A 16,600-nucleotide genomic window follows, 5' to 3' on the forward strand; every position below is an offset into this window, starting at 1 on the left:
AAAAATAGGCAAAACGAAACTGTGGAGGAAATCATGAACGTACTTTATAGAAACGGCGATATTTTAACAATGGAGCACGGGGCATATCCAGAGGCGGTACTCACCTTAGACGGCAGAATTGCATTTGTTGGCAGCGAGGAGGAGGCAAGGCGTCTTGCGCCGGAGAATGTTGTTGACTGCGATTTGGCGGGGAAAACCCTGATGCCGGCGTTTGTAGACTCTCACAGCCATATCTCTGCCGTGGCAAACGGGACCTTGCAGCTCAATTTGGAAACCTGCCAAAGTGCAGATGAGGTGAAAAAGGCTTTGTCTGCTTACATTGAAAAAAACCGCATTGGCCCTGACGAATGGATTTTGGCGTTTGGATATTCCGGCACGCTTTTGAAAATCGATTTAGACGAGGTGTGTAAAAATCCTGTGTTCGTCAGCGGAAAGTCCAAGCATTTCGGAATTTTTTCCTCCTGTGCGCTGCATCTTTTGGGAATTGATTCAAAAGACGGTTATTTGGAGGAAACCGCGCTGTATGAGGCGGAAAAACAAATCCCCATGCCGGGCTATGAAAAGCTGAAAGAGGCGTACCGGAAAGCTGAAAACGAATATTTTTCCTATGGGATTTGCACCATTCAGGATGCATGCGTGCCGCAAGAGCTGTTTTCGTTTTATAACGAGGCTGTGAAAGAAAATTTGTTTTGCGCCGATATTGTTGTATATGCCGATGCGCGGGATTTGAACAAAGCAAAAGAAGAACTGGCACAAATTTGGCAGCAGTATAAAAATCACGTTAAGATGTGCGGTGCGAAGCTGTTTTTAGACGGCTCGCCCCAAACGAAAACCGCATGGATGAAAGAGCCGTATGTTGGCGGCGGAACAGGATTTCGTGCAATGGACGACGAGGCGTTGCGTGCTCATCTTGAAACCTGCTCCCGGGATAATTTGCAGGTGATTGCCCACGCAAATGGTGATATGGCAGCAAAACAGTTTATTGACGCGCTTTTAGAACTAAAGCGCATGCCTCCGCGCCCGGTGGTGATTCACGCCCAGACCATTTCAAATGCAGAAATTGAACGGATTGCCGGCAAAGACATTTTGCTTTCTTTTTTTGTGGCGCACACATACTATTTCGGTGATATTCACATGAAAAATTTAGGGGCAAAAAGGGCGGGGCGCATCAGTCCCTGCGGAACGGCAGAGCGGTGCGGCGTGCGGTTTACACTTCACCAGGACGCACCGGTGATTCGCCCGGATATGTTCGAAACCATTTATTGTGCGGCTGCGAGGAAAACAAAAGACGGCGCGGCCCTTTCAGAGAAAGAGCGCATTTCCGTTTACGACGCGCTTTTGGCCGTGACGAAAAATGCAGCATATCAATGCTTTGAAGAAAACGACAAAGGAAGCATTCGGGAGGGCAAGAAGGCTGACCTGATTATTGTCAGCCAAAACCCGCTGAAAATTCAGCGGGAGTGCGTAAAGGATATTTTAGTTTTAGAAACCATTAAGGACGGCAAAACCGTTTTTAAGCGAGACCAAAAAATTTAATGAGATAAACGGAAATAAAAATACTGAACACGCTTAAAACCGAACTGATGGAAATGCCGTAGGCGCTGATTTCAGCTGAAACGCCCATCTGCTTTGCCATGGCAAAGCAGTTCACCGCAGCAGGGGAGGCGCTCATAATGGCCAGCACCATGAGGTGGTTTCCCCGCCAGCCAAACAGGGCCGCGGTAATTAACACAAACGCCGGCGCGAACAGATTTCGCAGAAAAGACGCAAACAAAATATAGGCCTTGTCCTCCTGAAATCCACGGAGGGTGATGGAAGCGCCGATGATGATGAGCCCCATGCAGGAGGCGATGTCGCCTAAGGTCTTAATGCTTTTTTCTGCAATGGGGAATACGGGAATTTGAAACACAGCAAATAAAAGTCCTAACGCGGTGCCGATAATTAAGGGGTTTTTTAAAATTCCCAGAATCACTGCGCCGGGGCTTTTTTTCTCTACGCCGTAGTACGACAAAATGATAACCGCCGAAACATTATACAAAATGATTACGAACGACAGAGTAACGGCGGTTAAAGTCACGCCGGCTCCGTCCAACAGGTTGACGGCAATGGGCATGCCCGCGATGGCGAAATTGGAGCGATAGGCCAGCTGAATGACCGCGCCCTTTTTCTTTTTGTCCTGAATAAAAAAGCACATGGCAATGACCACGCCAATCAGCACCAAAATCAGCGCCAGTGTGAAAAGAAAAAATTTGCCGTCGAAGCTTTGGTGAATGTCCGACGTGGATATGTTGTGAAAAATGAGGCACGGAGTGCCTACATAAAACACCAGCTTTACAATTTCATTTTTTGTTTTTTCGCTGAAAAAGTTTAACCTGTTTAGCAAAAGCCCAACAAAAATAACAACAAAAACAGGCAGAACGGCGTTTGCCGTGTAAACCATTAATTCCATTTATTCATTGCTCCTATGTAAAATTTAACTGCGTTTATTATATACCGAAAACCGCTTTGCGTCAACGGCATTTCGGCGGTTTACATTCTTTTTTCGGTTTTTTTTGTTTGCAGGGGCCGCACTTTTTGTCCAGAATGGGCCGGAGCTCTTTAAACTCTATTTCGTCTATAATCCGCAGCAGTTCGCACAAGCTGAATTTCCCCATAAATTTCACTCCTCTCAATATCAATGTATGATTTTTTCAAAATATTTTTACAAAATAATTAATTTTTTTGCGTTTATCCGTTGCAAAATCTGAAAAAGTATGATATTATAAATAAAATTGTTACAAATTTGTGAAATTGTAGGTTCAACACACAGGAGAAAAATTATGAAGAACAAATGGATCATACCTGTCGTGCTGTTTGCCGTGTTGGTGGTGTGTTACGTTGTGAGAGGCTTTTTTCAAACACGCATCACCGTGGAAATGCTCCAGACGGATAAAATTGAAGAAAGCAGTTCTGGTTTGGGCGTTTTGGTGAAATCTGAAAGCGTAAATTCGGTTTCCATCGGCGGCGCTGCAGAGGTTTCGGTGAGAAACGGCCAGCGGGTGTCAAACGGCCAGCTGATTGCCACAGTTTACGGCGGGACGACGGATGAAAGCGTGAAAACGCAGCTTGCCGATGTGAATAAAAAAATTAACGCCATGAAAGACAGTAATGCAGGCGATTCGGTTTTCATTAACGACGCGACAAAGATTGAAAGCGAAATAGCGGACACTGTGGACCAGGTGATTGTAAAAGTGACAGAACACGATTTAGAGTCCATTTCCGAATATAAATACCGCATCAGTACGTTAGCGGATCAAAAGGCCGTTGCAAAGGGAGAAAAGAAAGGATTTTCCAACGATTTGGTTCAGCTTCAGGCTGAAAAATCGGTGTTGGAATCGCAGCTTGGCAAAATCGAAAACGTGGTGGTTGCCTCCTCTCCCGGCATTTTTATTGAGGGCAGCGACGGGTTTGAAGAAACACTTACGCCGGATGCAATTTCAACATTAACGCCAAACACCGTAAAAGAAGTGATTAACCGGGACAAAAACGGAGAAATCACCCGTCAGGACGGCAGCAATTACACTTATAAAATTGTAAACAACTATTCCTATTATGTTGCAGTGAACGTTGCCGATTCCTTAGCCGGCGACATTCAGGTGGGCGACAGCGTAAAGGTGCGGTTTTCAGACTTTTCCGCCAGCGACTGTCCGGCTACGGTTCGGCATGTATCCGATAAAAACGAAAAGAACGAAAGAACCGTTGTGGCCGAATGCAGTACATATGTTGACGGGCTTTTGGCAAAACGTGTTGTAAATGTGGATTTTGTGAAAAAGAGTGTTACGGGCTATAAAGTAAAAGTTGAATATCTGCACACGGTGGACAATGCAGTGGGGCTGTTCATCAAGCGGGGCGCTGTGATGAAATTCATTCCAGTTAATATTGTTTACAGCACAGAGGAAGAAGCGGTTGTTTCCGCTGCAAGCAGTGAAAAACCCATTAAGTCTTATGACGAGGTGGTAACGTCCGCCCCGGAATATTACGACGGCAGAGTAATTGTTTCACAGTGATTTGGAGGTTAAAACAGAAATTGATACAAGACAATGTTAAGCGCGTAATGGAGGAAATTGCCCGGGCAGCGGCAACAAGCGGCAGAAAACCGGAGGATATTACCCTGGTTGGCGTGACAAAAACCGTTACGGCGGTTCAGGCAAAAGAACTGATAGACGCTGGGGTTACAAATCTTGGCGAAAATCGGGTGCAAAGCCTTTTGGATAAATATGAAACGTTAAAAGACGAACCTGCCTGGCACCTCATTGGGCATTTGCAGACCAACAAAGTGAAATACATAGCCGACAAGGTTTCCATGATTCATTCGGTAGACAGCTTAAAGCTGGCAGAAGAAATTGACCGTCGTTTTCAGATGGCAGGCAGAACAGCCAATATTTTAGTTCAGGTGAACGTTTCCGGGGAGGAAAGCAAGTTCGGCATTCAGCCGGAGGACGCATTCCCGCTCATGGAAAGCCTTTCGCAGCTGAAAAATATTCAGGTTTGCGGACTGATGACCATGGCGCCGAAAACCGACCATCCCGACGACTGCAGAAAGTTTTTTTACGGTTTACATAAATTATCTGTTGACATACGGGGCAAAAAATACGATAATATAAATATGGGGCAATTGTCTATGGGCATGAGCGGCGACTTCCGCGAAGCCATTTTAGAGGGAGCCACCATAGTGCGCATTGGCAGTGCGCTGTTTCAATAACTTCGTTTACACCACTTAGAATATATACAACAAACGCAGAAAACCAGAAAATAGTTACATAGGAGGATGTTTTATGAGTGCAATGAACAAAATGCTGAAGTGGATAGGAATTGCGGAGGAGGACGACGAAGAATTTTTCGACACGGAAACAGATATGGATGAAGCAGTTGAGCCTGCTATGCCTTTGGGCAGAAAGGCAAAGGTGTCTTCCATTTCCGGCGGCGCGCCTTCCAGAGTCGTAGTCATCCAGTTCCAGAATTTTGACGACGCGAAAGACGCGGCAGACCATCTCAAAAACAAAAAGCCCGTTGTTGCCAACTTGGAAAAGCTGGACAACGACACAACCCGCAGAGTGGTTGACTTTTTATCCGGCGCTGTTTACGGCGTTGCCGGACGGATTCAAAACGTATCCAACAGAATTTTCCTGATTACGCCTGCTAACGTGGAAGTGACGGGGAATTATCAGGACAACATCAAAGGGTTTCCTTTCGTAAATTAAAGTGAAGAACGAAAACACAGTTACAGCGGATAATGAGTGGCTAAAACGGTGTGAGGATTTCGAGCAGTCTGTACTGAAGTACAAGAGTGTTCGTTTTTCTCGTTTTGTAAGCCCTCATGATCTGGCTGTATTCAAGTTACGTTTTAAACCGTCGCCATTTATTCATATTTTAGCGTTTGGCGGCGCGTCGGACTGCGAGCGGGTACAGATTGGATTTTTCCCCGATTTTTTAGAACCCGACGAGCGCGCGTTCCCTATCAGCCCCATTTTGCTTACTGGGGTTTCAGGGCTTTCCCACCGGGACATTTTAGGCTCGGTTTTAGGGCTGGGGATAAAACGCGAAATGACAGGAGATATTTTTGTTGACGGGGACAAGGCGGTTATTATGAGCGACAGCCAGGTGCGCGATTTTTTGCTTTACCACTTAAAAACCGTGGGCCGGAAAAAAGTTGAGGTTTCCCTCTGCCCGGAGGAGGTTTCCCTTTCGCTGGAGCACGCGTTTCAGATAGTAAGATGCGTCGTTGCATCAGCCAGGCTCGACGCGGTTGTCGGCGCTGCGGCAAACCTTTCGCGCAGCGAGGCTCAGGACAGTATTCTGGGCGGAAACGTCAGTGTGAATTTTGTGCAGACTGCGGACACGTCGAAAAAGCTTTGCGTAGGCGACGTGATTTCTGTTCGCCATCACGGTAGATTCGTGCTGGAGAACATCTGTGGCGAAACGAAAAAGGGCAGGCTGGCTGTGGAACTGAAAAAATATATTTAACGTTTATCCGCCCGCGGTAAGCAATTTTAAAATTTTGTGGGCAGAAAGGTTTTGAAAGCTTATGATTACGCCTGTGGATTTGGAAAACAAAGAGTTTAAAAAGAGCTTTCGTGGCTATGACATGGAGGAAGTTGAGGCATTTTTGGGTGAACTGGTGAAAGACTATGGGAGAATTTACCGCGAAAACGCCAGCTTAAAAGACAAAAACGCAATTTTAAACGATGCGGTTGAAAACTATAAGGGCATGGAAGAAACCATGCGCAGCGCAATCATTTCAGCCCAGAGAACCAGCGACGAGATTATTCGCAATGCCCACGAGCAGGCGGACAATATTGTGAAAGACGCAAAGGTTCGCGCACAGGAGCTTTTAAACGATATGGACGGGCGTATTCAGGCGTTAAACCGCGAGTGCGCCGAAATTGAGGGCCGTTCCAGCTTGCTTCGTGCTAAGCTTCGGACGGTGTTAAACACGTTTGTTCAAATGCTCGACGAACTTCCAGAGGAAAAGGAACATACAAAACGCATTGAAAAGGTTAAACATGAGCAAAATCAAGAAGAAACAAAAAAAGTAACAGAGCAGTAATTTATTTCATTCTTTTGATATACACTATTTAACATAAACAGTTAGGAGAGATATTATGGCAGAGGATTACGGCAAGACGCTGAACTTGCCGCAGACGGACTTTCCCATGCGTGCCAATCTGCCGCAGCGGGAGCCGGAGACATTAAAAAAGTGGCAGGATGAGGACATGTATGAAAAGCTGATGGACAGCAACGAGGGGAAACCGCTTTTCATTTTGCACGACGGCCCTCCTTATGCCAACGGCGACATGCATATGGGTCACGCTTTAAATAAAACGCTGAAAGACGTTATTACCAGGTTTAAAAACATGGACGGCTATAAAGCGCCTTACATTCACGGCTGGGACACCCACGGCCTGCCCATTGAACGGCAGGTTATTAAAATGCTCGGCGTGAACCGGCACGAGGCCGGTGTTGTGAAATTCCGTGACATTTGCCGTGACTTTGCCTTAAAACAGGTTGAAAACCAGAAAACCCAAATTAAGCGTTTGGGCGCTTTGGGCGACTGGGACAATTCTTATATCACCTTAGACCCCAAATTTGAAGCAAAACAGATTGAAATTTTTGGAGAAATGGCCAAACGCGGCTATATCTATAAAGGCTTAAAGCCAATTTATTGGTGCACAGACTGTGAAACAGCTCTGGCGGAAGCGGAAATCGAATATCAGGAGGACAAAACAAACTCCATTTATGTAAAATTTCGTGTAACCGATGACAATGGTGTGTTCCAAAACACCGGAATTGATAAAAACGACATTTATTTTGTGATTTGGACCACCACAACCTGGACCTTGCCGGGCAACGTGGCAATTGCCTTAAACCCAGACTTTTCATATAGCTTAGTAAAAGCAAATGGCGAATATTATGTAATTGCCAAGGAGCTTGTTGATACTGTTATGCAGGCAGGTTCCATAACCAAGTATGAGGAGGTTGCAGTCTACACCGGCAAGGAATTAGAGCTTATCCGCTGTGCGCACCCGTTTTTAGACAGGGAATCGTTAGTGATTAACGGCGACCATGTGACATTGGATGCCGGCACCGGCTGCGTTCATACAGCTCCCGGCCACGGCGCGGAGGACTATGTTGCCTGCAGAAACTATAAGGATATTCCCATCATCGTCCCGGTGGACGGAAAGGGCTATTTAAACGAGCTTGCAGGCGAGTTTAAGGGCTTATACTACGAAAAATCCAATGCAAAAATCATTGAGAAGTTAAAAGAGATAAACGCGCTTTATGCAATAGAAGAAATCATTCACCAATATCCCCATTGCTGGAGATGTCACCAGCCCATCGTGTTCCGCGCAACAGAGCAGTGGTTCGCTTCGGTTGACGACATTAAAGATGACGCAGTTGAGGCAATTAAAAAGGTGCAGTGGATTCCCAAATGGGGCGAAGACCGCATTACGGGAATGGTGCTGGACAGAACAGACTGGTGCATTTCACGACAGCGGACGTGGGGCGTTCCAATTCCGATTTTCTACTGTAAGGAATGTGGAAAAGAACTGATTACGGAAGAATCCATTCAGGCAGTGGCAAATTTGTTCCGCGAAAAGGGTTCCACCGCCTGGTATGAAACCGACGCGAAAGATATTTTACCTGAGGGTACAAAGTGCCCAGCTTGCGGGTGCACGGAGTTTACCAAAGAGCAAGACATTATGGACGTATGGTTCGATTCCGGCTCCAGCCATGCAGGTGTATTAGATGTGAAGCCCGGCCTTCGGTTCCCGGCAGACCTCTACTTAGAGGGCAACGACCAATACCGCGGCTGGTTCCAGTCGTCACTTTTAACATCCATTGCCGCAAGAGGCGTTGCGCCTTATAAAACGGTTATTACCCACGGCATGATTGTGGACGACAGCGGCGACAAAATGTCAAAATCAAAAGGCAACGGCATCAGCCCCCAGGACATTATCGAAAAATACGGCGCTGATTTATTAAGGCTGTGGGTTGTTTCGGCGGACTATAAAACCGACATGCGCATTTCTGACGGCATTTTAAAACAGCTGTCTGAGTCCTACCGTAAAATCAGAAATACGGCAAGATATATTCTGGGAAATATCCACGATTTTAACCCCAACACAGATATGATGGAATTTTCCGATTTACAGGAAATTGACAAATGGGCGCTGATTCGTCTTTCCAAGCTGACGGAAAAAGTGCTGGCAGCTTACAGAGCCTATGAGTTCCACATTGTGCAGCACGCAATTCATAATTTCTGCATTGTGGACATGAGCAATTTCTATTTAGACGTCATTAAAGACAGACTTTACACGCAGAAAGCAAACAGCCCAGCACGCCGTGCGGCACAGACGACAATGTATAAGATTTTAGATGCGTTAGTTAAGCTGTTAGCGCCTGTGCTGGCTTACACTGCTGAGGAAATTTGGTCGTTTATGCCGCATACCGACAAAGAGAATCAGGAATTTGTCTTATTAAACGATATGCCAAAACCAACGCCGGAGCTTTATGACGAGGCGTTTGAAGCAAAGTGGGATCAAATTCTTGCAGTAAAAGCAGACGTTTCCAAAGCTTTAGAAAATGCAAGAGCGGCAAAAGTAATCGGCCATTCGCTGGGCGCAGACGTGGAAATTTTTGCAGACGGCGCACTTTACGACCTTTTGTCCGGTATGAAAGACGACTTGGTAACTTACTTCATCGTGTCCGATGTATCGGTGAAACCGGTCAGCGAAGCAAACGGCGGTACGCACACAGGAGAAACAGGAATTCAGGTGCGTGTCACCCAGGCGGAAGGCGAAAAATGCGAACGGTGCTGGATGTTCAGCAAAACCGTTGGACAGTTCCACGACCATCCAACTCTTTGCGCACGGTGCGCGAGCGTTTTGAAGGAGGACTAATCCGTTGCTCATACCCTTTTTTGCAGGAGTAATACTCATCACGGCCTTTGACCAGATTATAAAAGCCGTTGCGACGGAAAAGTTAATGCAAACCGGCACTGTTCCGCTCATTAATAACGTGTTTCACTTGACCTATTGTGAAAACCCGGGAGCTGGTTTTGGTATTTTTGCTGACTATACCTGGATTTTGTCGGTGCTGACCTTTTTGGTAATTGCCGCTGCAGTTGTATATGTGGCGGTGAAGCGTCCGAAAAACGCACTTTTGATGACAGCGCTGACCTTTATGGTTGGCGGCGCGGTTGGAAACCTGATTGACCGGGTGAGGCTGGGCTATGTGATTGACTTTTTTGATTTCCGGCTGATTCACTTTCCGATTTTTAACATTGCAGACTGTTTTGTGACAATCGGCGCGGTTATTTTTGCCGTATATGTGATATTTTTCAGTGACAAAAAGGAGCAGGCCGATGGACAGAATAAAGGCTGAGGCGGTGGACTGCGGAAAGCGGCTCGACGTGTTTTTGTCAGAACGCGCAGGCTTTACACGCTCGGCGGCGCAAAAGCTGTTGGAGAACGGCTGTGTTGCGGTAAACGAAAAAATTGCCGCGAAAAACTATAAAATAAAGGAATCAGACGAGGTCCGGGTAGAAATGCCCGAGCCTCGTGTTGTAAATGCCGAACCGCAAAATATTCCGCTGGATATTGTTTATGAGGACGAAGACATCATTGTGGTGAACAAGCCTCAGGGCATGGTAGTGCATCCGGCGGCAGGAAATTTTGACGGTACGCTGGTAAACGCGCTGATGTTCCACACGAAAGGGAATCTGTCTGCCATGAACGGCGTGATTCGGCCCGGCATTGTGCACAGAATAGACAAGGACACCAGCGGCATTTTGGTGGTGGCCAAAACAAATGCAGCGCACCTTTCTTTGGCGGAGCAGATTAAGGCCCACACCGTGACGCGGGAGTATATCTGTCTGATTCATGGCGGCACAAACTGGGACGAGCTTACGGTGGACAAGCCCATTGGCCGGGACACGAAAGACAGAAAGCGCATGATTGCCGGCGCATCCGTTTTAAAGGACGGCCGGGACGCTGTGACGCACTTTTCTGTAAAACAGCGCTACCAAGGCTATACGCTGTTGGGGTGCCGGTTGGAAACGGGGCGCACACACCAAATCCGCGTGCACTTAAAAAGCATCGGCAAGCATATTGTCGGCGACCCTGTTTATGGTTTAAAAGAAGACCGGATCGCCAAATCCGCAGGGCTTTGCGGCCAGCTGCTTCATGCACAAAAATTGGGATTCATTCATCCTGCGACAGGTAAATATGTTGAATTTACCAGCGCGTTGCCGGACTATTTTCTGTGCATATTAGACAAATTACAAGCCCTGTAATGGTGATTTTAACTAAAGTTTTTTGGAATTTAAAAAAATATCTTGACTAAAATTGTATATTGGAATATAATTACATTATGTATATGTAAAGTGTGTTTACTGTCTGAAATGATGGGATTGAGAAAAACTTTGGCAAAGAATGTAGAATTTAAAGAATTTTCAGATGAACAGGTTGTGTCGCTTGCACAGGCGGGAGACACCAGCGCAATGGAGCATATTGTCAGTAAATACACAGAATTTGTGAAAAAACGTTCCGGCCCATATTTTTTGGCGGGCGCAGAACGGGAAGACCTGATTCAGGAGGGGCTGATTGGCCTTTATAAGGCGGTTAAATCGTTTGACGGCGGAAAACGTGCAAACTTTAAAACATTTGCCGAGGTTTGTATTGTCCGGCAAATGATTACGGCAGTTAAGACCTCCACGCGCAAAAAAAACAATCCGCTGAATCATTACATATCTATCCACGGGACAGACAACGGCACCGTGGAAGACAATGTTTATGACAGATTTATCGATTCACAGAATATCAATCCGGAAAGCATTATGATTGAGAAAGAAAATGCCCGAGGCATGGAGTTTGAAATCAGCAAGCTGTTAAGCGACTTTGAAAATAAAGTCCTGGGCTTTTATTTGAGCGGCGTATCGTATAAAGAGATTGCAGCGTATTTAAACAAAGAGCCAAAAGCTGTAGACAACGCGCTGACGCGCATTAAGAAAAAAATAGAAAAATATATTGCCGGAGAATAAGGGTTAAAAAAACGATTGTAAGCAATTTTGCTGCAATAAATAATTTTATTTTTCAAAGTGAGGGATTTTCCATGTACGAAGACAAAACATTAGTATGCAAGGATTGCGGTGCTGAATTCGTATTCACAGCAGGCGAACAGGAATTTTACGCTGAAAAGGGTTTTGAAAACGAACCCAGCCGCTGCAAAGATTGCAGAGTTGCAAGAAAGAACAGCATCAGACAGAACAGAGAAATGCATACTGCTATTTGTGCTGATTGCGGCGCGGAGGCACAGGTGCCTTTTGAGCCAAAAGAAGACCGTCCGGTTTACTGCAGCGAATGTTTCGCAAAGCACAAACAATAATCGGGCAAAAACCGCAATGTTTTCGTACATTTGTATCGTAAGCTGTACGAAGGAACGTCAAGTTACATATTATTTAAGTTTTAGGAAAAAATGTTAAGAAAAGTACTTGCATTTTAAGACTGCATTTGTTATAATGTATATGTGGATATTGTGGTTAGAAAGAGTGGGCGTATGTTCCCACTCTTTCGTATTGTATCCGTATATTTTGTTTCAGTCCGGTTTGACGGACGCAAAAGAGGTGAAAGTTAAAATTGGCTTTTAATAAAATTGAATCGCAGGTGTTAAAATATTTGGAGCCCATTGCGGCAGAAGCAGACGTAGAAATTTGGGACATTGAGTTTCAAAAAGAGGGGCCGAATCACGTGCTGCGGGTTTATCTCGACAAGGCTGGCGGCATTTGCTTAGACGACTGTGAAACTGTAAGCCGCGCATTGGAGGCGGTGCTGGATGAAAAAGACCCCATTCCCCAGGCCTATCTTTTAGAGGTGTCTTCCGCGGGGCTTGACCGTGCGATTAAATATAAAACGCACTTTGAAAAATGCATGGGTAAAAATGTCGACGTGAAACTGTTTGCGCCTGTGGACGGGACGAAGGAATTTACCGCAGCGCTGAATGGTTTTGACGGGAAAACAGTCACATTTCAAATAGACGGCGAAGCAAAAACGCTTCCTTTGGATAAAATATCATCAATCAGGCTTAGCATTGAGTTTTAAACTGTTTGGAGGAATTAGAAAAAATGAATCAGGAATTTATGACCGCGCTCGCAGAGATTGCGGAGGATAAGAATATCAGCAAGGACTCTTTGCTGGAAACCATCGAGTTTGCGCTGATTACCGCGTATAAAAAGAATTATGGACACGCGCAGAACGTTGTTGTGAACATAGACAAAGAAACCGGTGAAATTAAGGTGTATCAGCAGAAAACCGTGTCCGAAACAGTGGAAGACCCCAATTTAGAGGTTTCTGTGGAGGAAGCGGCAGCATTGCACGGAGGATACAGCATTGGCGACATTGTTAATTTTGAGGTTACGCCAAAATCCTTTGGCCGGATTGCGGCGCAGACGGCAAAACAGGTGGTTGTGCAGAGAATTAAAGAAGCAGAGCGCGACAAGGTGTTTACAATTTACCGTGACAGGGAAAACTCTATGGTGACAGGCCTGATTACGAAAAATGAAGGAAAATATATTTCGGTGCAAATTGGCGGCGACACAGAGGCAATTTTGCCAGGCAATGAGCAGATTGCCGGCGAGCATTACACACCCGGAACAAGAATGAAGTTTTATGTTGCCGAAGTGAAGCTGGCTGGAAACAACCCGCAGATTATTTTGTCCAGAACCCATCCGGGGCTTGTGAAAAAGTTGTTTGAACAGGAAGTGCCCGAATGCGGTGGCGGCGTTGTTGAAATAAAGTCCATTTCAAGGGAAGCCGGTTCGCGGTCTAAAATCTCAGTTTATTCCCAGGACGAAAATGTAGACGCTGTCGGCGCGTGCGTTGGCCCGCGCGGCTCCCGGGTGCAGGTAATCTGTGACGAGCTGGGCGGCGAGAAAATTGACATTATTAAATTCAGCGAAGACCCGGCGCAGTTTATCTCGGCGGCTTTAAGCCCATCTGACGTGGTGAGCTGTGAAGTGAACGAAGAAGAGCACAGCGCTAAAGTGTTAGTTCCCAGCGGACAGTTATCCCTGGCCATTGGCAAGGAAGGGCAAAACGCTAGATTGGCCGCAAAGCTGACAGGCTGGAAAATTGACATTAAGCCGGAGGAATAGCATATGGGGAAGCACATACCCATAAGAGAATGTATTTGCTGCCGCAGGAAAGACGAAAAACAAAACTATTGCAGGATTGTGAAAACAAAAGAGGGCTTTTTTGTGGACAGCACGCATAAAAAAGAGGGCAGGGGCGCTTATATCTGCCCCGCGTGTTTAAACGATCCGGCTTTGTTAAAAAAACGGCCTCTGGACAGGGCGTTTCGGCAAAAAGTACCGGAAGGCGTTTATGCGGCGCTGGCAGACGCTCGGGAGGGGAAGGCGTAAATGAATAAAGGATTAAATTTTATCAGCCTTGCCCAAAAGGCCGGAAAGGTGAAAGCGGGCGAATATTTGACAATGAAAGCCTTAAAAGAGGGAAAGGCGCACCTGACGGTGATTGCCGCCGATACGTCGGAAAAAGCTAAGGCGCGGATCAGTAGGGCATGTGATGTGTTTGGCTGCAAGGCCGTGGTGTTTGGTAGCAAAGCAGAGCTGGGGCACTTTACCGGGGCCCAGAACAAAAGTGTAATCTGCCTGACGGACGAGGGCTTTTCAAATGGACTTTTAAAAATATTGGAACAAATTTAAATAAATTTTTGGATATTTGTGTAAGATGCCGGCGGATTGCCGGCTTGAAGGATAGAAATTTCGGAGGTGGCGTTTATGACGAAAGTGAGAGTACATGAACTGGCAAAGGAGCTGGATTCAAACTCGAAAGAGATCATCGGCCTTATGGCAGGATTTGGTTTTCCGACCAGAAACCATATGAGCGCGTTGGAGCAGGAGGAGCTTGATGTTTTGTTTGAACGGCTGACACAGGCCTACGACAAAAAGGTTCCCGTTCCCGTGTTTGGAAAACAACCGGAAGCACCAAAACCGGCGAAAAAAGGCAAAAAGGACAAACAGGCGGCGGAATCCAACCCCAATCCGGCCCAGGAAAGTACTCCAGCGGCTGACGAGCCAATCGGAAGAAAGGTTCGCCATGTTGACACGCGTCAAACCGTCGTTGAACTGAACAAAATTGACGACGAAGTCATCGAAGAATTGGTTCCGACGAATGTGTCTGACGACAGCGTGAAAAAGCAAAAGCTGAAAAAGGGCAGCAAATTCCGCGACAATAATCAGATGAAAAACAAGGCAAAAGCACAAAAAGAAGAAAAGGTGAACAAGGGTCCCATTACAGTTAAGATTCCTGACGAAATTGCCGTAGGAGAGCTTTCGGAGCGTTTGGAGGTTCCTGCAACTGAGGTGATTAAAAAACTGATGATGCTGGGTGTTATGGCCTCTATCAGCCAGTCGGTTGACTTTGACACCGCCTCTTTAATTGCTGAAGATTTTGGTGCGATTGTGGAAAGAGAAATTATTTTAACCGACGAAGACATTTTGTTTAACGACTTTGAAGACGCCCCCGAACAGTTGGAAGACCGTTCTCCCGTAGTGGTTGTTATGGGCCACGTTGACCACGGTAAAACCTCACTTTTAGACGCCATCAGAAGCACAAATGTGATTGAAACAGAGGCCGGCGGTATTACGCAGCACATTGGTGCTTACCGCGTGCGGGTAAACGAAAGAAAAATTACGTTTTTGGATACGCCCGGACACGAGGCGTTTACTGCCATGCGCGCCAGAGGTGCCCAGGTGACGGACATTGCAATTTTGGTTGTTGCAGCGGACGACGGCATTATGCCCCAAACCGTTGAGGCTATTAATCACGCCAAGGCCGCCAATGTGGGCATTGTTGTAGCCATTAATAAAATTGATAAAGAAGGCGCAAACCCCGACCGGATAAAACAGGAGCTGACGGAACACGGCCTTATTCCCGAAGATTGGGGCGGCGACACCATTTGCGTGGAGATTTCTGCGAAAAAGAGAATGAACATTGAAGACCTTTTGGAAATGGTTCTCTTAGTTGCTGACATGCGTGACTTAAAGGCAAATCCCAACAGAAAGGCCAAGGGTACGGTGATTGAAGCGAAGCTTGACAAAGGCCGCGGCCCGGTTGCGTCTGTATTGGTACAAAACGGAACGCTGAAAATCGGTGACACCGTTGTGGCGGGCACAGCGTTTGGCCATATTCGTGCAATGCTTGACGACAAGGGGAAGAAAATTAAAAAAGCAGGCCCGTCTGTTCCGGTTGAGATTTTAGGCCTTGATGAGGTGCCGGAGGGCGGCGATGAGTTCTATGTAGTTGATGACGAGCGCATGGCCAAAAATGTTGTAGAGAAGAGAAAACAAAAAGCGAAAGAGGAACGTATCGGCAGCCACAATGTGGTAACGCTGGACGATTTCTTTGATAAAGTAAAAGAAGGCCAGATAAAAGATTTAAACATTGTCATTAAAGCCGACGTAAACGGTTCGGTTGAGGCGGTGAAACAGTCGTTAGAAAAGCTTTCCAACGAGGAAGTGCGTGTAAACGTAATTCACAGCGGCGTCGGTGCTATCCGCGAATCCGACGTGATGCTGGCCTATGCGTCAAACGCCATTATTGTTGGCTTTAATGTGCGGCCCGATATGGGCGCGGCGGCATCTGCCGAAAGCCAGGGCGTTGACATCAGGCTTTACCGCGTTATTTACACGGCAATTGAAGAAATCGAAGCCGCCATGAAGGGTATGCTTGAGCCCACCTTCCGCGAGCAGGTTACAGGCCATGCGGAAATCCGCCAGACGTTTAAAGTGTCCGGCGTGGGTACCATTGCCGGCTGCTATGTGACAGATGGAACCATTACCAGAAACACCCAGGTGCGTCTGGTGCGCGACGGTATTGTTGTCCATGAGGGTGAGCTTGCCTCCTTAAAGCGGTTTAAAGACGATGTGAAAGAAGTGGCTTCGGGCTATGAGTGCGGCCTTTCTATCGAAAAATTCAACGATATTAAAGAAGGAGATGTCGTTGAAGGGTTTAATATGGTGGAAGTTGAGAGATAATAGATA

At 46.4% G+C, this 16,600-nt stretch carries 18 protein-coding genes; 16 read left to right on the forward strand and 2 right to left on the reverse strand.

Annotation, left to right across the window (positions count from 1 at the left end):
* The first annotated feature begins 33 nt into the window (after nucleotides 1-33).
* Nucleotides 34-1,536: an amidohydrolase gene (locus H8698_RS09915; RefSeq protein ID WP_249313331.1), complete on the forward strand. Its 1,503-nt coding sequence runs from the start codon at nucleotides 34-36 to the stop codon at nucleotides 1,534-1,536.
* Here the strand turns inward: H8698_RS09915 and H8698_RS09920 are convergent.
* Nucleotides 1,514-2,449 (reverse strand): AEC family transporter, encoded by a 936-nt coding sequence (locus H8698_RS09920; RefSeq protein ID WP_249313333.1) that lies wholly within the window; start codon nucleotides 2,447-2,449, stop codon nucleotides 1,514-1,516. The genes H8698_RS09915 and H8698_RS09920 overlap by 23 nt on opposite strands.
* Before the next feature lie 61 nt (nucleotides 2,450-2,510).
* Complete coding sequence (locus tag H8698_RS09925) at nucleotides 2,511-2,654, reverse strand: hypothetical protein (RefSeq protein WP_249313338.1); 144 nt, start codon at nucleotides 2,652-2,654, stop codon at nucleotides 2,511-2,513.
* 165 nt (nucleotides 2,655-2,819) lie between these two features.
* Here H8698_RS09925 and H8698_RS09930 point away from each other — a divergent pair, with 165 nt between their 5' ends.
* The 15 genes from H8698_RS09930 (at nucleotide 2,820) to infB (ending at nucleotide 16,594) form a co-directional block, all read left to right on the forward strand.
* A complete protein-coding gene (locus H8698_RS09930; protein ID WP_177680250.1) occupies nucleotides 2,820-4,046 on the forward strand; it encodes a biotin/lipoyl attachment domain-containing protein in 1,227 nt (408 codons plus the stop codon).
* Nucleotides 4,047-4,066: 20 nt separating this feature from the next.
* Nucleotides 4,067-4,741, forward strand: coding sequence for a YggS family pyridoxal phosphate-dependent enzyme (locus tag H8698_RS09935; RefSeq protein ID WP_283245431.1), 675 nt, complete (start codon nucleotides 4,067-4,069; stop codon nucleotides 4,739-4,741).
* Nucleotides 4,742-4,814: 73 nt separating this feature from the next.
* On the forward strand, nucleotides 4,815-5,240 hold the full coding sequence (locus H8698_RS09940; protein WP_177680252.1) for a cell division protein SepF: 426 nt from the start codon (nucleotides 4,815-4,817) through the stop codon (nucleotides 5,238-5,240).
* A 1-nt stretch (nucleotide 5,241) separates the two neighbouring features.
* Entirely contained in the window at nucleotides 5,242-6,003 is a 762-nt protein-coding gene (locus H8698_RS13430; RefSeq protein ID WP_249313340.1) for a YlmH/Sll1252 family protein, read from the forward strand.
* Between the two features lie 61 nt (nucleotides 6,004-6,064).
* Nucleotides 6,065-6,586: a DivIVA domain-containing protein gene (locus H8698_RS09950; RefSeq protein WP_249313343.1), complete on the forward strand. Its 522-nt coding sequence runs from the start codon at nucleotides 6,065-6,067 to the stop codon at nucleotides 6,584-6,586.
* A 55-nt stretch (nucleotides 6,587-6,641) separates the two neighbouring features.
* On the forward strand, nucleotides 6,642-9,440 hold the full coding sequence (gene ileS / locus H8698_RS09955; protein ID WP_249313345.1) for an isoleucine--tRNA ligase: 2,799 nt from the start codon (nucleotides 6,642-6,644) through the stop codon (nucleotides 9,438-9,440).
* Nucleotides 9,441-9,444: 4 nt separating this feature from the next.
* The gene (gene lspA, locus H8698_RS09960; protein WP_249313347.1) at nucleotides 9,445-9,924 is read left to right on the forward strand and encodes a signal peptidase II; all 480 of its coding nucleotides are present in this window, start codon (nucleotides 9,445-9,447) and stop codon (nucleotides 9,922-9,924) included.
* On the forward strand, nucleotides 9,905-10,834 hold the full coding sequence (locus H8698_RS09965) for an RluA family pseudouridine synthase (RefSeq protein WP_249313349.1): 930 nt from the start codon (nucleotides 9,905-9,907) through the stop codon (nucleotides 10,832-10,834). Before lspA ends, H8698_RS09965 begins: the two co-directional genes overlap by 20 nt.
* Nucleotides 10,835-10,963: 129 nt before the next feature.
* Nucleotides 10,964-11,581, forward strand: coding sequence for an RNA polymerase sporulation sigma factor SigH (gene sigH / locus H8698_RS09970; protein ID WP_249313351.1), 618 nt, complete (start codon nucleotides 10,964-10,966; stop codon nucleotides 11,579-11,581).
* Nucleotides 11,582-11,652: 71 nt separating this feature from the next.
* Nucleotides 11,653-11,925 (forward strand): zinc-ribbon domain containing protein, encoded by a 273-nt coding sequence (locus H8698_RS09975; protein ID WP_249313352.1) that lies wholly within the window; start codon nucleotides 11,653-11,655, stop codon nucleotides 11,923-11,925.
* A gap of 251 nt (nucleotides 11,926-12,176) precedes the next feature.
* Nucleotides 12,177-12,638, forward strand: a complete 462-nt coding sequence (locus H8698_RS09980; RefSeq protein ID WP_249313354.1) for a ribosome maturation factor RimP — start codon at nucleotides 12,177-12,179, stop codon at nucleotides 12,636-12,638.
* A 23-nt stretch (nucleotides 12,639-12,661) separates the two neighbouring features.
* On the forward strand, nucleotides 12,662-13,690 hold the full coding sequence (gene nusA / locus H8698_RS09985) for a transcription termination factor NusA (protein ID WP_249313356.1): 1,029 nt from the start codon (nucleotides 12,662-12,664) through the stop codon (nucleotides 13,688-13,690).
* Between the two features lie 3 nt (nucleotides 13,691-13,693).
* Nucleotides 13,694-13,957: a YlxR family protein gene (locus tag H8698_RS09990; protein WP_249313357.1), complete on the forward strand. Its 264-nt coding sequence runs from the start codon at nucleotides 13,694-13,696 to the stop codon at nucleotides 13,955-13,957.
* A complete protein-coding gene (locus H8698_RS09995) occupies nucleotides 13,958-14,260 on the forward strand; it encodes a L7Ae/L30e/S12e/Gadd45 family ribosomal protein (RefSeq protein ID WP_249313358.1) in 303 nt (100 codons plus the stop codon). It abuts the gene before it with no gap.
* 75 nt (nucleotides 14,261-14,335) lie between these two features.
* Entirely contained in the window at nucleotides 14,336-16,594 is a 2,259-nt protein-coding gene (infB, locus tag H8698_RS10000) for a translation initiation factor IF-2 (protein ID WP_249313359.1), read from the forward strand.
* The last annotated feature ends 6 nt before the right edge of the window (nucleotides 16,595-16,600 follow it).

The sequence above is a fragment of the Congzhengia minquanensis genome, assembly GCF_014384785.1.
Taxonomy (GTDB): Bacteria; Bacillota; Clostridia; order UBA1381; family UBA9506; genus Congzhengia; species Congzhengia minquanensis.

What these genes read in the sequence shown, in the direction of transcription:
- H8698_RS09915 (WP_249313331.1), top strand. Translation starts at nt 34, where the DNA reads ATGAACGTACTTTATAGAAACGGCGATATTTTAACAATGGAGCACGGG.
- H8698_RS09995 (WP_249313358.1), top strand. Translation starts at nt 13,958, where the DNA reads ATGAATAAAGGATTAAATTTTATCAGCCTTGCCCAAAAGGCCGGAAAG.
- H8698_RS09990 (WP_249313357.1), top strand. Translation starts at nt 13,694, where the DNA reads ATGGGGAAGCACATACCCATAAGAGAATGTATTTGCTGCCGCAGGAAA.
- H8698_RS09930 (WP_177680250.1), top strand. Translation starts at nt 2,820, where the DNA reads ATGAAGAACAAATGGATCATACCTGTCGTGCTGTTTGCCGTGTTGGTG.
- H8698_RS09965 (WP_249313349.1), top strand. Translation starts at nt 9,905, where the DNA reads ATGGACAGAATAAAGGCTGAGGCGGTGGACTGCGGAAAGCGGCTCGAC.
- ileS (WP_249313345.1), top strand. Translation starts at nt 6,642, where the DNA reads ATGGCAGAGGATTACGGCAAGACGCTGAACTTGCCGCAGACGGACTTT.
- H8698_RS09940 (WP_177680252.1), top strand. Translation starts at nt 4,815, where the DNA reads ATGAGTGCAATGAACAAAATGCTGAAGTGGATAGGAATTGCGGAGGAG.
- H8698_RS09925 (WP_249313338.1), bottom strand. Translation starts at nt 2,654, where the DNA reads ATGGGGAAATTCAGCTTGTGCGAACTGCTGCGGATTATAGACGAAATA.
- infB (WP_249313359.1), top strand. Translation starts at nt 14,336, where the DNA reads ATGACGAAAGTGAGAGTACATGAACTGGCAAAGGAGCTGGATTCAAAC.
- H8698_RS09920 (WP_249313333.1), bottom strand. Translation starts at nt 2,449, where the DNA reads ATGGAATTAATGGTTTACACGGCAAACGCCGTTCTGCCTGTTTTTGTT.
- H8698_RS09975 (WP_249313352.1), top strand. Translation starts at nt 11,653, where the DNA reads ATGTACGAAGACAAAACATTAGTATGCAAGGATTGCGGTGCTGAATTC.
- nusA (WP_249313356.1), top strand. Translation starts at nt 12,662, where the DNA reads ATGAATCAGGAATTTATGACCGCGCTCGCAGAGATTGCGGAGGATAAG.
- H8698_RS09950 (WP_249313343.1), top strand. Translation starts at nt 6,065, where the DNA reads ATGATTACGCCTGTGGATTTGGAAAACAAAGAGTTTAAAAAGAGCTTT.